This window comes from Acidianus brierleyi, from assembly GCF_003201835.2.
Lineage (GTDB): Archaea > Thermoproteota > Thermoprotei_A > Sulfolobales > Sulfolobaceae > Aramenus > Aramenus brierleyi.
This window is the reverse complement of the sequence record NZ_CP029289.2, coordinates 1,430,035-1,444,256: the sequence shown is the minus strand read 5'-3', so window position 1 is coordinate 1,444,256 and position 14,222 is coordinate 1,430,035. Positions and strand designations below refer to the sequence as shown.

General features: G+C 33.7%; 13 protein-coding genes. 7 read left to right on the top strand and 6 right to left on the bottom strand.

Translation table 11 applies throughout. The features are described 5' to 3' along the window. Positions 1-4: 4 nt before the first annotated feature. Genes rpoA1 through DFR85_RS23585 form a run of 4 tightly spaced genes read right to left on the bottom strand, consistent with a single transcriptional unit; the run spans position 5 to position 7,548 of the window. Positions 5-2,647 (bottom strand): DNA-directed RNA polymerase subunit A', encoded by a 2,643-nt coding sequence (rpoA1, locus tag DFR85_RS23600; protein ID WP_110270382.1) that lies wholly within the window; start codon positions 2,645-2,647, stop codon positions 5-7. Next, positions 2,640-6,014, bottom strand: coding sequence for a DNA-directed RNA polymerase subunit B (locus DFR85_RS23595; RefSeq protein ID WP_110271825.1), 3,375 nt, complete (start codon positions 6,012-6,014; stop codon positions 2,640-2,642). The genes rpoA1 and DFR85_RS23595 overlap by 8 nt, the downstream gene beginning before the upstream one ends. A 5-nt stretch (positions 6,015-6,019) precedes the next feature. Next, a complete protein-coding gene (locus tag DFR85_RS23590) occupies positions 6,020-6,271 on the bottom strand; it encodes a DNA-directed RNA polymerase subunit H (RefSeq protein WP_110270381.1) in 252 nt (83 codons plus the stop codon). Between the two features lie 56 nt (positions 6,272-6,327). Then, complete coding sequence (locus tag DFR85_RS23585) at positions 6,328-7,548, bottom strand: NAD(P)-dependent malic enzyme (protein ID WP_110271824.1); 1,221 nt, start codon at positions 7,546-7,548, stop codon at positions 6,328-6,330. 157 nt (positions 7,549-7,705) lie between these two features. Between DFR85_RS23585 and infB the strand changes: the two genes are divergently transcribed. Next, the gene (gene infB / locus DFR85_RS23580; RefSeq protein WP_110270380.1) at positions 7,706-9,502 is read left to right on the top strand and encodes a translation initiation factor IF-2; all 1,797 of its coding nucleotides are present in this window, start codon (positions 7,706-7,708) and stop codon (positions 9,500-9,502) included. Here infB and ndk read toward each other — a convergent pair. Both ndk and DFR85_RS23570 read right to left on the bottom strand, forming a co-directional pair. Beyond that, the gene (gene ndk / locus DFR85_RS23575; RefSeq protein WP_110270379.1) at positions 9,476-9,916 is read right to left on the bottom strand and encodes a nucleoside-diphosphate kinase; all 441 of its coding nucleotides are present in this window, start codon (positions 9,914-9,916) and stop codon (positions 9,476-9,478) included. The two genes, infB and ndk, sit on opposite strands and share 27 nt — an antisense overlap. Further along, positions 9,917-10,102, bottom strand: a complete 186-nt coding sequence (locus DFR85_RS23570) for a 50S ribosomal protein L24e (RefSeq protein WP_110270378.1) — start codon at positions 10,100-10,102, stop codon at positions 9,917-9,919. A 68-nt stretch (positions 10,103-10,170) separates the two neighbouring features. Here DFR85_RS23570 and DFR85_RS23565 point away from each other — a divergent pair, with 68 nt between their 5' ends. The 6 genes from DFR85_RS23565 (at position 10,171) to DFR85_RS23540 (ending at position 14,187) form a co-directional block, all read left to right on the top strand. Next, entirely contained in the window at positions 10,171-10,416 is a 246-nt protein-coding gene (locus tag DFR85_RS23565) for a 30S ribosomal protein S28e (RefSeq protein ID WP_110270377.1), read from the top strand. Between the two features lie 4 nt (positions 10,417-10,420). Next, positions 10,421-11,071 carry a uracil phosphoribosyltransferase gene (gene upp / locus DFR85_RS23560; protein WP_110270376.1) on the top strand — a complete coding sequence of 217 codons (651 nt, stop codon included), beginning with the start codon at positions 10,421-10,423 and terminating at the stop codon, positions 11,069-11,071. Beyond that, positions 11,046-11,441: a cytidine deaminase gene (cdd, locus tag DFR85_RS23555; RefSeq protein WP_110270375.1), complete on the top strand. Its 396-nt coding sequence runs from the start codon at positions 11,046-11,048 to the stop codon at positions 11,439-11,441. Before upp ends, cdd begins: the two co-directional genes overlap by 26 nt. A gap of 13 nt (positions 11,442-11,454) precedes the next feature. Then, complete coding sequence (gatB, locus tag DFR85_RS23550) at positions 11,455-12,870, top strand: Asp-tRNA(Asn)/Glu-tRNA(Gln) amidotransferase subunit GatB (protein WP_110270374.1); 1,416 nt, start codon at positions 11,455-11,457, stop codon at positions 12,868-12,870. Positions 12,871-12,958: 88 nt separating this feature from the next. Further along, positions 12,959-13,672, top strand: a complete 714-nt coding sequence (locus DFR85_RS23545; RefSeq protein WP_110270373.1) for a phosphoribosyltransferase family protein — start codon at positions 12,959-12,961, stop codon at positions 13,670-13,672. Further along, positions 13,669-14,187 carry an MBL fold metallo-hydrolase gene (locus DFR85_RS23540; RefSeq protein WP_110270372.1) on the top strand — a complete coding sequence of 173 codons (519 nt, stop codon included), beginning with the start codon at positions 13,669-13,671 and terminating at the stop codon, positions 14,185-14,187. Before DFR85_RS23545 ends, DFR85_RS23540 begins: the two co-directional genes overlap by 4 nt. Positions 14,188-14,222: the final 35 nt, after the last annotated feature.

Below are 14,222 nucleotides of genomic sequence, written 5' to 3'. Positions count from 1 at the left end.
ATAATCACCTCTTCCAACCAACTACGCGTTCCAAAATTCTATCTACGTCTACTGTCTTACCATGAGCACTATACATTGGATGCACTCCATCACCACCGTATAATGCCTGGATCATCTCGCCATATAATGTCCTTATAGTACCATCATATTCAACTCTTAAATCTGACAGTGCATTAACTAGTCTCCTTTGCATATATCCACTTTGAGACGTCCTTACTGCAGTATCTACTAGACCTTCTCTACCTGCTGCAGCGTGGAAGAACACTTCTATAGGATTTAACCCAATTCTAAACGAGGAATATACGAAACCTCTAGCTTCTGGAGATATATCGCCTTGTTTGAAATGAGGCAAAGTCCTTCTATAATATCCTCTAGATATTCTTTCTCCTCTTACTGATTGTTGACCTAGCATTGCTGCCATTTGCGTTATATTAAGTACGCTACCTCTAGCTCCTGTTCTTGCCATAATGTAAGCATTATTAAATGGATCTAAGTATGATGTAGCTATTTCTCCAGCGTCGTTTCTTAACTTATCTAAGGAATCCAATATATAATTCTCTAGGCTTTCTTCTATCGTTCTACCAGGAATCGGCTCCAATTCACCTTTATTGTATTTTTCAATAAGTTGTGAAACTTCCTCATTAGCTTGTTTAGATCTTTCAGCTATTTTTTGCACAGCCTCTTGTGGAATTGTAACATCGTCTAATGTCATCGTAAGTCCATGCAACTCAATATATCTAACAAATACTTTAAAGATATTATCCATTAACCATAACGCATAATCCTCTGAATATTCTCGTATAAGCCAATGTAGAATGCTTTCAGGCTGTTGGTTTCCTAATGCTTTCTTATCAAATACACCTTCTAAGAGTTTACCTTCTTTTATTACAACAAAGGAGTCATGTGGACAATCCTCGTCTTTACATGCTCTTGGACCACTGGATATATTGGCTTGACCATGAAAATTGAAATCTTCGGGTAAGAATAAACTTAAGATCTGTTTTCCTGTGTACATTCTTTTTGGAGCTAGAATAGCCGGCTCTCCCAGTTCTTTATGAATATCGGCTACGCCAAGTATAGTCTCTACTTCTTCTTCGCTTATTAATGTAGTTTTTACTGTAAGCAAATATGCTCCGCTTATGTAGTCTTGTGCTGAACCTATTATAGGCCCCCCATATCTAGGCGTTAGTATATTACGATGAACTATCATTATTTCTCTAGCTTCAGCAATAGCTTCTTCTGATTGTGGAATATGTAAATTCATTTCGTCTCCATCGAAGTCTGCGTTGTATGGTGGACACACTAAAAGATTTAACCTAAACGTTCTACCTGGAAGTACTCTAACCTTATGTCCCATCATAGATATCCTATGTAGAGAAGGCTGTCTATTAAAAATTACAACGTCTCCATCAATTAAATGTCTTTCTACTGTAAAACCTGGCGCTAATGTAGACGCAAATTCTTTTCTGTCTTTAACATACCTTAAATCTATTCTCCTACCGTCAGATCTTATAACATAGTTAGCCCCTGGCCATTTGTCTGGACCGTTAATGACATATTCTCTTAATCTATCAATATTCCATTTAGTTACCTTTTCTGGAACTGTTAATATTTGGGCAATATCCACTGGAACTCCTACTTCGTCTATACTAATATTTGGATCTGGTGAAATTACTGTTCTTGCAGAGAAGTCAACTCTTTTACCCGATAAGTTACCTCTAAATCTTCCTTCCTTTCCTTTTAGCCTTTGTGCTAATGTTCTTAATGGTCTTCCAGATCTATGCTTAGAAGTAGGAAGTCCAGGAATCTCATTATCAAAATATGTAGCAACATGATACTGTAATAAATCCCATAAATCTTCTACTATTAACTGAGGTGCACCTGCATCTATACTCTCTTTTAATCTTTCATTTATTCTTACTATATCTACTAATTTATGAGTTAAATCATCTTCAGCTCTTATTCCGCTTTCTATCATTATAGAAGGTCTTATAGTTATTGGAGGCACTGGTAGGACTGTAAGAATCATCCATTCTGGTCTACTAGATTGTCTATCATAACCTAGTAATTCCACGTCAGAATCTGGTATTCTTTCTAATCTATCTCTAATATCTACTGGAGTTAGTCTAACAACTCCTTCCTTCCTTTCTTCATAAAAATTATAAGGTTTTTCAAGCTTTATTTTAAGCTGTTTTTCTCCACAGTGTGGACATACAGCAGCCTTCATAGATGTTTTCTTAACATAATCAATAACTCTTTTACCAGCAGACGGCCATCTTTTTTTAATAGCTGCATAAATTCTAGAATATCTTTCTATCTCATCTTCACTCATTTTTATTCTTCCGCAACGTCTGCATGTGGCCCTAAGAAGATCATAAATATGTTTTACATAACCAACATGCAGAACAGGTCTAACTAATTCTATATGACCAAAATGTCCTGGACAGCTACCTATCATATTCCCACATGTAGGACACCTCTGTCCGGGCTCTATAACTCCTAATCTAGGATCCATTACGCTTCCTTCTATCGGAGTACCGTCCTCGTCATAGACATCTGGTGTGATTATTGCCGTTACTGACATTCTTCTTATTTCGTCAGGAGATAAAATACCAAATTTTATACCTTTTATTATTTTTTCACTCATTATGATCACCATTAATATCTACTTTATCCCCTAGAATTAACCTAGGAGAGATTACCATGCTCATAAGCTCTTGCAATAAGAGCTTAAAAGCATATGAAATTGTAACTGGATACAAGTTTGTCTTGTCGCCATGAATTGGACATACTAGCTTATTTTTATTTCTATCATACCAACCTATATATCCACATTGTTCACAGACATACACTGTGGCTTTGTCTGAGTTATCTAATAGTCTATCCTTTATTACCATAGCGGCTCCATAACCTATTAGGCAGTCTCTTTCCATTTCTCCAAATCTTAATCCGCCTTCTCTAGCTCTTCCTTCAGTAGGCTGTCTAGTTAGTATTTGAACTGGACCTCTAGCTCTTCCATGCATTTTATCAGCAACCATATGATGAAGTTTCTGATAATAAACTATACCGAATAAGATTCTGCCTTTTATCTTCTGTCCAGTTCTTCCATCATATACAACTTCAGATCCATCCTTTAAATATCCATATTTAAGTATCTCATTCTGTAACTCATCTATTGGCTTGCTGTAGAAAGGCGTAGCATCTACTACGTGCCCAGATAATGCGGCATATTTTCCTGCTAATGCTTCCATAATCTGGCCTAACGTCATTCTAGATGGTAAAGAATGAGGATTCAAAATTATATCAGGAACTACTCCTTTTACTGTATATGGCATGTCTGGTTGCGATATTAACATTCCTATAACTCCTTTTTGCCCATGTCTAGTTGCAAACTTATCTCCTAATTCTGGTATTCTTGGATCTCTAACTCTAACTTTTACAAGTCTATTTCCATCTGCAGTTTCGGTAACTAATACTAAATCAACTATTCCTTTTTCTCCATGTCTAGCTATTATTGACGTATCCCTCTTAGCTTGCTCTGGTGAAAGTTCTTTAAATTCTTGCAAAAATCTAGGTGGACTTACTTTACCTATTAGTACATCTCCGCCTTTAACCTCAACTTCAGGAGGCACTATTCCATTATCGTCTAACAGCTCATAATACTCTTTCCCCTTATAGCCCTTTAATCCTTCTTCTGGCTTTTCAATTTTATCCTCTTGGCCACCAGGATATTTAATTTCTTCCGCTGAATACAATCTAAAGAAGGTTGATCTGAACATTCCTCTTTCTACTGAAGATTTATTCATTATTATTGCATCTTCCATATTATATCCAGTAAATGACATTACTGCTAATATAGCATTACTTCCTGCTGGTCTATCATTATATCCAACAGCTTCAAGAGCTCTAGTGTGAACTATAGGTTTTTGAGGATAATGAAGTAAATGTGCTCTACTATCTGTCCTAAGCTGATAGTTAGCAGCATATAGACCTAGAGCTTGTTTAGCCATGGCTGATTGGTATGTATTCCTAGGAGACTGGTTATGTTCTGGATATGGGACTATAGACGCTGTAATTCCTAATATTGCAGGAGACCATATTTCTAAGTGAGTATGTTCTGAAGTTAATTTATCTGGATCTAATGCTATATATGAATTTTCCTCTTCTTCAGCGTCTAAGAATTCTATTTTCCCTTGGTCAACGAGTTCATTAAATGACATCTCGCCTCTTTTTAATTTTTCAACGTCTTCTTTGGTAACTAATGGAGTTCCGTCTTTTACTACTATTAGTGGTCTTCTAACTCTTCCACTATCACAGTTTATGTAAACTTCGTTGTAATATTCAGTAGAAAGGAATGCTGAATTTACTTCATTGCTTATTTCGCCATTTCTTCTCTTTTCCCTTATTTTCTTTGCTAACTCATCACCATCTGGATAGTACCCAACAAGTTTACCGTTTAAAATTACCTTACTCCATTGAGAATACGTAGAAGCATCTTCCTCACCTTCTTCTATTCTATTTATGACTTCATCAACTGGAACTACTCCTAAGTCGTAAAGAACCTTCTCTACTACTCTGTCATTTATTCCTACAGATATTTGTGCCATTAAGGCCAAGTTCTTTACTAATCCGCTATTTGGACCTTCTGGAGTCTCAAATGGGCACATCCTTCCCCACTGAGTTCCATGAAGATCCCTAGCTTCAAAATTAGGTTGACCTCTTGCTAAGGAAGATATGACTCTTCTAAGATGACTTAACATAGATAGCCAGTTTGTTCTATCTAAAAGTTGGCTTACTCCTGTCCTACCTCCTACCCAATTTCCTGTTGCCAATGCATGTCTTATTCTTTCAGATATAATATCTGGTCTTACTAGTGCGTTTAAGGCTAGCCTTCTTCCTCTTACTTTAGATTTTTCCAATTGATATACTAAATCTTTTACAAATGCCTTAAATGCTACTCTATATAAACTTGCAAATAAATCTCCAGCTAATTTAAGACGTTTATTAGCGTAATGATCTTTGTCGTCAGCTTCTCTTCTCCCTAAGTAAAGTTCGAGAATCTTAGATACTGCAAAACCTATATAATAGGCTTTCTTAATTCTGTCTGAAGGAGAAGTCCCTATATGAGGTAAAAAGTATTTATCTAATACTTGTTCAGCTTTTTGTATTCTACTTTCTCTTTTTTGGCCTATAGCAACTCTATTTCCAATGAAGTCTAGCGCATCGTCTCTTGTAGTTATAGAACTAGCTTGCTCTATGGAAGGCAAAAGTTCGTTTTGTATCTCAGGATCTAAAGAAACTGCATATACTATGTCTCTATCTGTTAAAATTCCTAATGCTCTCATTAGTATAACAAAAGGTATTCTACCGGGTACTGCAGGGAATGATATATGTATAGTGGAATCTCTTAATCTTTCAAGAGTTATAGGAACTCTGTATCCAGACGTGCTAGATATTATCTTTGCAGTATGTGTAACATTAGACCCTGCCTTTCCAACATCTACTAAAACTCTGTTCGTAGCTAGATCTTCTTGTGTTACAATAACTCTCTCACTGCCATTTATTATAAAGTATCCTCCAGGATCCTTAGGATCTTCGCCTATTTCTATTAATTTTTCTGCAGGCAAATCTGACGTAGGATCTGCTATAGACTTAAGCATTATAGGCAAATCGCCAACGTAAACTTCTATTGGTTCTCCTTCTATATTGTTCTCAACAGGAATCATTGTTAAATATATTGGAGCAGCATATGTTAGATTCCTTAGTCTAGCTTCCATTGGAGTTATTTCTCTATCTCCTCTATCAGCTTCTCTAACTCTAGGTTTTCCTACTCTAATCTTACCTAATTTTATTTTAAGTCCTGGTATTTCCGTATCTATTTCTCCTTGTTCGTCGATAATTTCTTGCAATCTATTTTTAATGAAGTCATTAAACGAATCTAAATGTTGCCTTACTAATCCTCTAGACTTAAAGTATGCCTCTACTATTTCCCACCTATCATCAATGCTGAGCATTTTTCTCACCCACTTATAACATATCTATAAACTACTGATTCTCCTATTGTCTGACTTTTTCTTGTAATTTTAATTATATCGCCAGGCTTTGCTCCAATTGCATGCACAACTGGATCAGAAGCTCTTATCCAAGGCAATTGCTCTGGACCTATACCAAGTTGCTTGAGCATTTTATAAGCCTCCTCTATGGGAAGAATCTCATGTTTTGGAACCAACTGATGAACCCTAGGATCTATTTTTTTAGAAACTGAACGCATATGATACACCTAAATAATGTATGATAAAAAGCCTATACTTTCAAGAATATAAAAATTTAAGCTAGCATTTTCATTTGCTTTCTAGCGTTTTCTATCATCGACTTAGCATTAGTATATAGCTCGTCATAACTTAGTGTAATTCTTGATAGACCTAACTGAATAGCCTTTAAACCTACTGTAGCAGCTACTCTAGGAAATACTTCCCATTCGGTCATTTTAGGAATTATGTACTCATCGTTTAAACCTTTTTCTCTAGCAAAGGCTACCAATTCTCGAGCGGCTTCTATTACCATTTCATCTGAAATAGTCTTTGCTCTTACATCTAGAGCTCCTCTAAATACGGCAGGAAATATTAGTGAATTATTTATTTGATTTGGAAAATCACTTCTTCCAGTACCTACTATTCTAGCACCGGCCTTCTTTGCTTCCTCTGGCCAAATTTCTGGAACTGGATTGGCTAAAGCGAAAACTATAGCGTCTTTGTTCATCTTCGAAATTAGAGAAGAATCAATTGTACCAGGACCAGGTTTTGAAGCTGCTATTAATACATCGGCTCCTTCAAACGCTTTTTCAATCGTAGTTATCTTTTCTTTATTAGTTTCCTTCAATAATTCATATTTCCAGACATTTTCCTCTTTTATAGCATCCTCGTCATTTCTACCCTTATAAAGTACTCCAGAAGAGTCTATTAATATCATATTTTTATAAGGAACTCCGTATTTATTAAGAAGTCTAGCAGTAGCTATATTAGCAGCTCCAGTCCCAAAAAGAATTACTTTTATATCATTAGCTTTTTTCCCAACCACCTCTAACGCTCCCATTAATCCTGCTAATGTAGCGCCAGCAGTACCTTGTTGATCGTCGTGCCAAACAGGAATTTGCAATTCTTCTTTCAATTTATCTAAAATATAGAAACATTTAGGAGATTCTATGTCTTCTAAATTAATTCCGCCAAACGACGGTTCTAGAATTTTTACTGTATCTATAATTTTCTCTGCATCTGTTGTTCCAAGAGTAATAGGAATTGCATCAACTCCGCCAAGATATTTGAAAAGTAAAGATTTACCTTCCATAACTGGCATAGCAGCTTCTGGACCAACATTTCCTAAGCCTAATACTCTTGTACCGTCAGTTACAATAGCTATAGCATTCCATCTATAAGTATACTGAAAAGAAAGATTCTTATCTTTATTAATTGCTCTAGATACTGCAGCTACACCAGGAGTGTATAAAATAGAGAAATCATCAATAGAGTTTACAGGTACTTTTGGGATCATTTGTATTTTACCTTTATACTTTGATGCTGTTTCTACAGCTAACTTGTCATAATCTACCAAAAGAGAATCACATTATATTGAAGTGAAATACTAGCTTAAAAATAATAACTATGAAAAGTAAAAGATTTGATAATTAAATTAACAGTAGGTGAATTCTATGAGTAAAGATTCTAGAAGATTTAGACAGCCTATAGTAGTAGTATTAGGTCATGTAGATCATGGTAAAACTACGCTTTTAGATAAGATAAGAGGAACAGCAATAGTTAAAAAGGAACCTGGAGAGATGACGCAAGAAGTAGGTGCAAGCTTTGTTCCTAGTTCAGTCATAGAAAAACTTTCAGAGCCTTTAAAAAATATAATTCCAGTTAAATTAGAAATTCCTGGTTTATTATTTATAGACACACCTGGACATGAATTATTCTCTAACTTAAGAAGAAGAGGAGGAAGCGTCGCAGATATAGCGATATTAGTAGTGGATATAATGGAAGGTTTTCAAAAGCAAACTAACGAATCTATAGAAATATTAAAGGAAAAAAAGGTACCATTCTTGGTGGCAGCTAATAAAATAGATAGAATACCCGGATGGAAACCTTACGATAATGAACCTTTCCTAGTATCATTTTCTAAGCAATCAAAAGCTGTACAGCAAAGACTAGAAAACGCCATATATAATTTAGTTTTACAATTGGCTCAATTAAATTTTAACGCCGAAAGGTTCGACAGAGTAAAAGACTTTACACAATATATAGCGATAGTTCCTGTATCTGGGAAAACAGGAGAAGGCGTACCTGAACTATTGGCACTATTAGCTGGTTTAACACAAAGATTTATGAGAACAAGAATTGGATTTGTAGAAGGTCCTGCCAAAGGAGTAGTATTAGAAGTTAAAGAAGATCAAGGATATGGGTATACTATAGATACCATAATTTATGATGGAATACTTAAGAGAAATGATACAATAGTTTTAGGAGGCGTTAATGACGTAATAGTTACTAAAGTCAGAAACTTACTTTTACCTGCGCCATTACAAGACATGAGAATTTCAAAGACAGATTATAGAAGCGTGGATGAAGTCTATGCAGCTTCTGGTGTTAAAATAATGGCTACTGGATTAGATGAGGCAGTAGCTGGATCGCCCTTATATGCTGTAGATAATGAAAGTAGACTTGATGAATATAAGAAAATAATCAAAGAAGAAATCTCTAAAATTAGATTCCAGAAAAATATTACAGGGATTGTCGTAAAAGCAGATAGCTTAGGTACGCTAGAATCATTGGTGGGAGCTTTAGAAAAGAGAAATATACCAGTAAGACTAGCAGATATTGGGCCTATAAGTAAAAGAGATATCATAGAAGCAGAACTTGCTGGTAAGGAAGCAGAAGAGTACGGCATAATAGCCGCTTTTAGAGTAAAACCTCTGCCTGGAGTCGAATCTTCTAAGATTAAGATCATCTATAACGATATCATTTATCAATTAATTGACGATGTTGAAAAATATATTAATGATGTAAGGGAAAAGAGAAAGAGAAAGACATTAGATACACTAGTCTTGCCTGCTAAAATAAAAATTTTGCCTGGATACGTATTTAGAAGAAGCGATCCTGTCATAGTAGGGATTAAAGTTCTTGGTGGTATAATAAAACCAAAGTATCCTTTAATGAAGAAAGATGGAAGAAGAGTAGGCGAAGTACTGCAAATTCAAGATAATAAAAAGACTTTAGATAAAGCTACTGAGGGTATGGAAGTTGCTTTATCCATAAAAGGAAACATAATGATAGGCAGACAAATAGATGAAGGCGAAGAATTATATACTGATGTGCCAAAGGAAGATTTAGAAATATTGTTTAGTAACTATAAAGATATAATTACAGAGGATATGAAAAGCGTAATAAAAGAGATTATAAATATAAAAAGAACAGAAGATCCGTTATACGGTTTGAATATTCAAGTTTAGTATTTCTTCATCATTAAAAAATATCGAAATTTCTCTTTTAGCTTTATCCTCAGAATCAGATGCATGAATAACGTTTTCTGATTTCGATAATGCGTAATCTCCCCTTATTGTTCCTGGTAATGCCTCCTTTGGATCAGTTGCTCCAATCATTTTTCTCATTACACTCACAGCTTCGTCTCCTTCAATAACCATACATATTACTGGACCAGATGTAATATAATTTATTAGATCTTTAAAAAATGATTTGCCATTATGTTCAGCATATAGTTCTTCTGCTTTATTTTTAGAAATTCTAACCATCTTTAGGCCTACTATCGACAACCCTTTTTTCTCTATTCTTTGAATTATTTCGCCAGATAGTTTTCGTTTAACTCCGTCTGGTTTTATCATTACAAAAGTTTTTTGTATAGACATTTATCTAACCCTCGAATAAGATGAAGTCCATTTAAATTTCTTAGGATCTCTACGATATTTTAGCATATATTTTCTGCATTTACTTGAACAGAACCATAATATAGTACCGTCATTTTTTATATACATTAACCCAGTCCCTGCTGGGATATTGCCTCCACAATAACTACAAGTATGAGTTGATGGCATTCTATCTCACCATAATTTTTTTAGTGAAGTATTTAAATGAATTGCTAAAGGTAATATAGTGGTGTGAAATGAGCGAAAAACCAACTCAAACTTCGTCTATAATAGAAGAATTTGGATTTCCAGCAGAGGTTATACAAATACTTGATAGAACGGGAGTCACAGGAGAAGTAACTCAAGTTAGAGTAAGAGTACTAGAAGGTAGGGATAAGGGTAGAATTCTAACAAGGAACATTAAGGGTCCGGTTAGATTAGGAGATATAGTAATTCTTAGAGAGACTGAAAGAGAAGCAAGAAAGCTAACAACTAAGAGGTAAAGATATGCCTTTATTTTTATTATCAGATCCATTAGAATTACATATTTTGACTCAATTAAGAAATAAGAATACAGATCAGATAAATTTCAGAAAAGGTTTAGTTAGACTTGGCAGGTTAATAGGTTATGCAGTAGCAAATACTCTAGATTACGAAATCATTGACGTTGAAACTCCTTTAGGAGTAAAAACTAAAGGAGTAAAAATCTCTGACTTAGAAAATGTCATAATAATTAATATTCTGAGAGCTGCTACTCCGCTCGTAGAAGGCCTATTAAAAGCATTTCCGGCTGCTAGACAAGGCGTAGTAACTGCAAAACGGAGAGAAACAGAAGAAAAAGAACCTCCTAAAGAAATGGAAGTAGATATCTTCTACGAAAAAATACCGTATATTAGAGAAAGTATTGATAACGTTATAATTGCCGATCCTATGATAGCTACTGCTAGTACAATGATTAAGGTTATAGATAAGGTAATAAAAAATAAGCCCAAAAGAGTGTATATAGCGTCAGTAATAACATCACAGTATGGACTTAAAAGAATATTTGAGTTATATCCAGATATATATCTATTTACAATATCCATAGATCCAGAACTTAATACAAAAGGATATATTCTTCCAGGCCTAGGGGATGCAGGTGACAGATCCTTCGGATAAAGAACTAATAGAAATTGCACTAAAAGCTACTCAAAACTCTTATGCACCGTATTCTAAAATTAATGTAGGTGCTGCGCTTCTTACTGAAAATGGGAAAATAATAACAGGCTGTAATGTAGAAAATTCTTCCTACGGCTTATCAATATGCGCTGAAAGAGTTGCAATATTTAATGCAATAAGTAGTGGAGAAAGGAAATTCAAAAAAATAGCTATAATTAATTCAGAAGGCAATGGTATGATGCCTTGTGGAGCATGTAGGCAAGTAATGGAAGAATTTTCCAATGATATAGAGATTATAACGTTAGATAAGAATAAAAGGATAGTTAAATATAAGTTGGATGAATTATTACCTAACGCGTTTAAACTATAGAAGGTAGATAATAATGACAAAAATAGGCTTAGAAGTTCATGTTCATTTAAATACGCTAAAGACAAAGCTATTTTGCTCTTGTCCTACTGATTATATAGGAAGAGATCCAAATACTGTTGTTTGCCCAGTTTGTTTAGGATTACCTGGGGCAATTCCAGTTTTAAATCAAGAAGCCTTAAATAAGGCCATAATGGTTGCAATAGCGTTAAATTGTGAAATAGCTCCGTCGTTACTATTCACAAGGAAGCATTATTTTTATCCAGATATGGCTAAAAACTATCAGATTTCTCAATATGATGGACCAGGTAGTATGGCAATAGCTAAATCAGGAAAAATTATTATTAATAACAAGACTATTAGAATAAGAAGAATAAATATTGAAGAAGATCCAGCAAAGACAATATATCCTACAGGATCTATGTTAACTAGTAAGTACACGTTATTAGATTATAATAGATCTGGAATTGGATTATTGGAAATAGTCACAGAACCAGATATAGAGGATCATAAAGAGGCTAAAGATTTTTTAGAAAAACTTAGATCTATTTTAGAGCACTTAGACGTATGTGATTGCAATATGGAAGGTTCAATGAGAGCAGACGTAAATATTTCTATAGAAGGAGGAGAGAGAGTAGAAGTAAAAAATGTAGGATCTATAAAAGATGTAGAAGACGCAATTAAATACGAGGTGGCTAGGCAAAAAGCCGCTGTTACTCAGGGAATTCAAATAAAAAGAGAAACAAGACATTGGGATTCTGAAAGAAAGGTAACAGTACCAACTAGGTCAAAAGAGTCTGAAGAAGACTATAGGTATTTCCCAGATCCAGATTTACCTCCGTACCCTATCAATACAGAGTATATAAATAAAATAAGTAAAGAAATGCCAGAGTTACCTGATGCTAGAATTAAAAGGTTTATTGAACAATATGGAATATCATTTAAAGAAGCTAATGTATTAGTTATGGATAAAGCACTAGCTGATTTATTTGAGAATACTGCAAAATTATATAAAAACTATCAAAAATTAGCTAACTTACTTGTTAATGACTATTTACGATGGATAAACGATAAAAAATTAAGAATAATAGATTCTAAAGCTTCACCAAATAATATAGCAGATTTATTAAATATGCTTGATTCTGGGATTGTAACTATAAAAATAGTAAAGTCTATATTACCAGATTTAATTTTAAATGGAGAGTCTCCTAAAGAGATAATCAGTAAATCACAATTAACAGCGGTAAAAGATCAAGAATATCTTGAAAAAGTGATATCGGAGGTAATAGAGGAGGAAAAAGATGCCGCAATAGCTGCAAAAAATGATCCTAAGGTTATAAATTATCTTGTAGGAAAAGTTATGAAGAAGACTGGAAATAGAGCAGACCCGCAACTTACCAACAATCTTATCAGGAAAAGACTAGGATTATAAAATTCTCAGCGTGGGTTTATCGTCACAACTCAGCACTTAATATCTCGAACATCAATTTTAATCTTAGGCAATATGGAGTATAAATTTAATGATTAAATCTAAAGATGTAGAGCTCAGAGAAAGATTATTCATAATAGATATTTTAAGAGAACTTAAGAACGTCTATACATATAGACAGCTCTCATCATTATTTAATATTCAAGAAAGTCTTTTATGCAGATACGTGAATGGTATTACAATACCTAGCGAAATACAGTATAATAATATAATAAATAAAATAAAAAATAAGGAATTTCTAACCAATTTCGTAAAGGAAAGAATAAGAATATATAATGATGGATTTATTGATACATCTTTTCTTCTTTTTTATCCTAATATTCTTAAAATTTTGGTTGAAATAACCTTGAATAAGATACCTAAAATAGAAAATGTTACAAAAGTATTTGGAATAGCTAGTAATGGAATACCGTTTGCTACTCTGGTAGCTGATACTATAAATAGACCTCTTATTATAGCAAAGAAGCATAAAGACTCAATACAGATGGAATATTATGAGGAAAATATAAAAGAAAGTGAAGGTGTAATAAATAGCCTATATCTTAGGAAGGACTTAGTAAACAAAAATGATAAAATAATAATAGTAGACGATGTAATAAAATCTGGAAAAACTATATTAACTTCATATAATTTATTAAAAAAATCTGGAAGTGATATCATATTGGTATTAGCTATAGTAGCTAAAGAAGATGCACTACGTAAGCTTATAAACATCGCTAACATAAATGCCTTGTTTACTATATGAGCATTGCTAGAATTTCTAAAGATATTTATAAAATTGGTTTACCTAATTTTAGAGATAATTGTTATTTAGTTAATCTTGGAACATATTATATATTGATAGACTCTACATCAGGAGAATATATAAATGATGTTATAAGGAGTATTTTAGAAATAATAGTCGATAAGAATAAATTAAGTTATATCATATTAACAAGTTGTCTAAAGAATTCTGCAGGAGGAGCATGCGAAATACATAGAATATTTGGAACTAAAATAGTTTCACATTATCCAGATTCTATTTCTATAAGACATGGAAACTGTAATAATCAAACTATAGATAGCTGTGAGGTATTTATGGAATTAAGAAAGAATGTTGAGACTATAGAAAATCTGTATATATTTAATACAAAAACCCCTACACTAGGTTCAATTATTATAAGATTAAATAATATAATGTTTATAGGTAACTCCAAAATAAGCATAGAGGATAAAAATATAAAAATAGTATGTGACAATATAGACTGCTGGAAGATATAAAAATGGTTTACGAAGAAAACTGTGAATCATGTGGT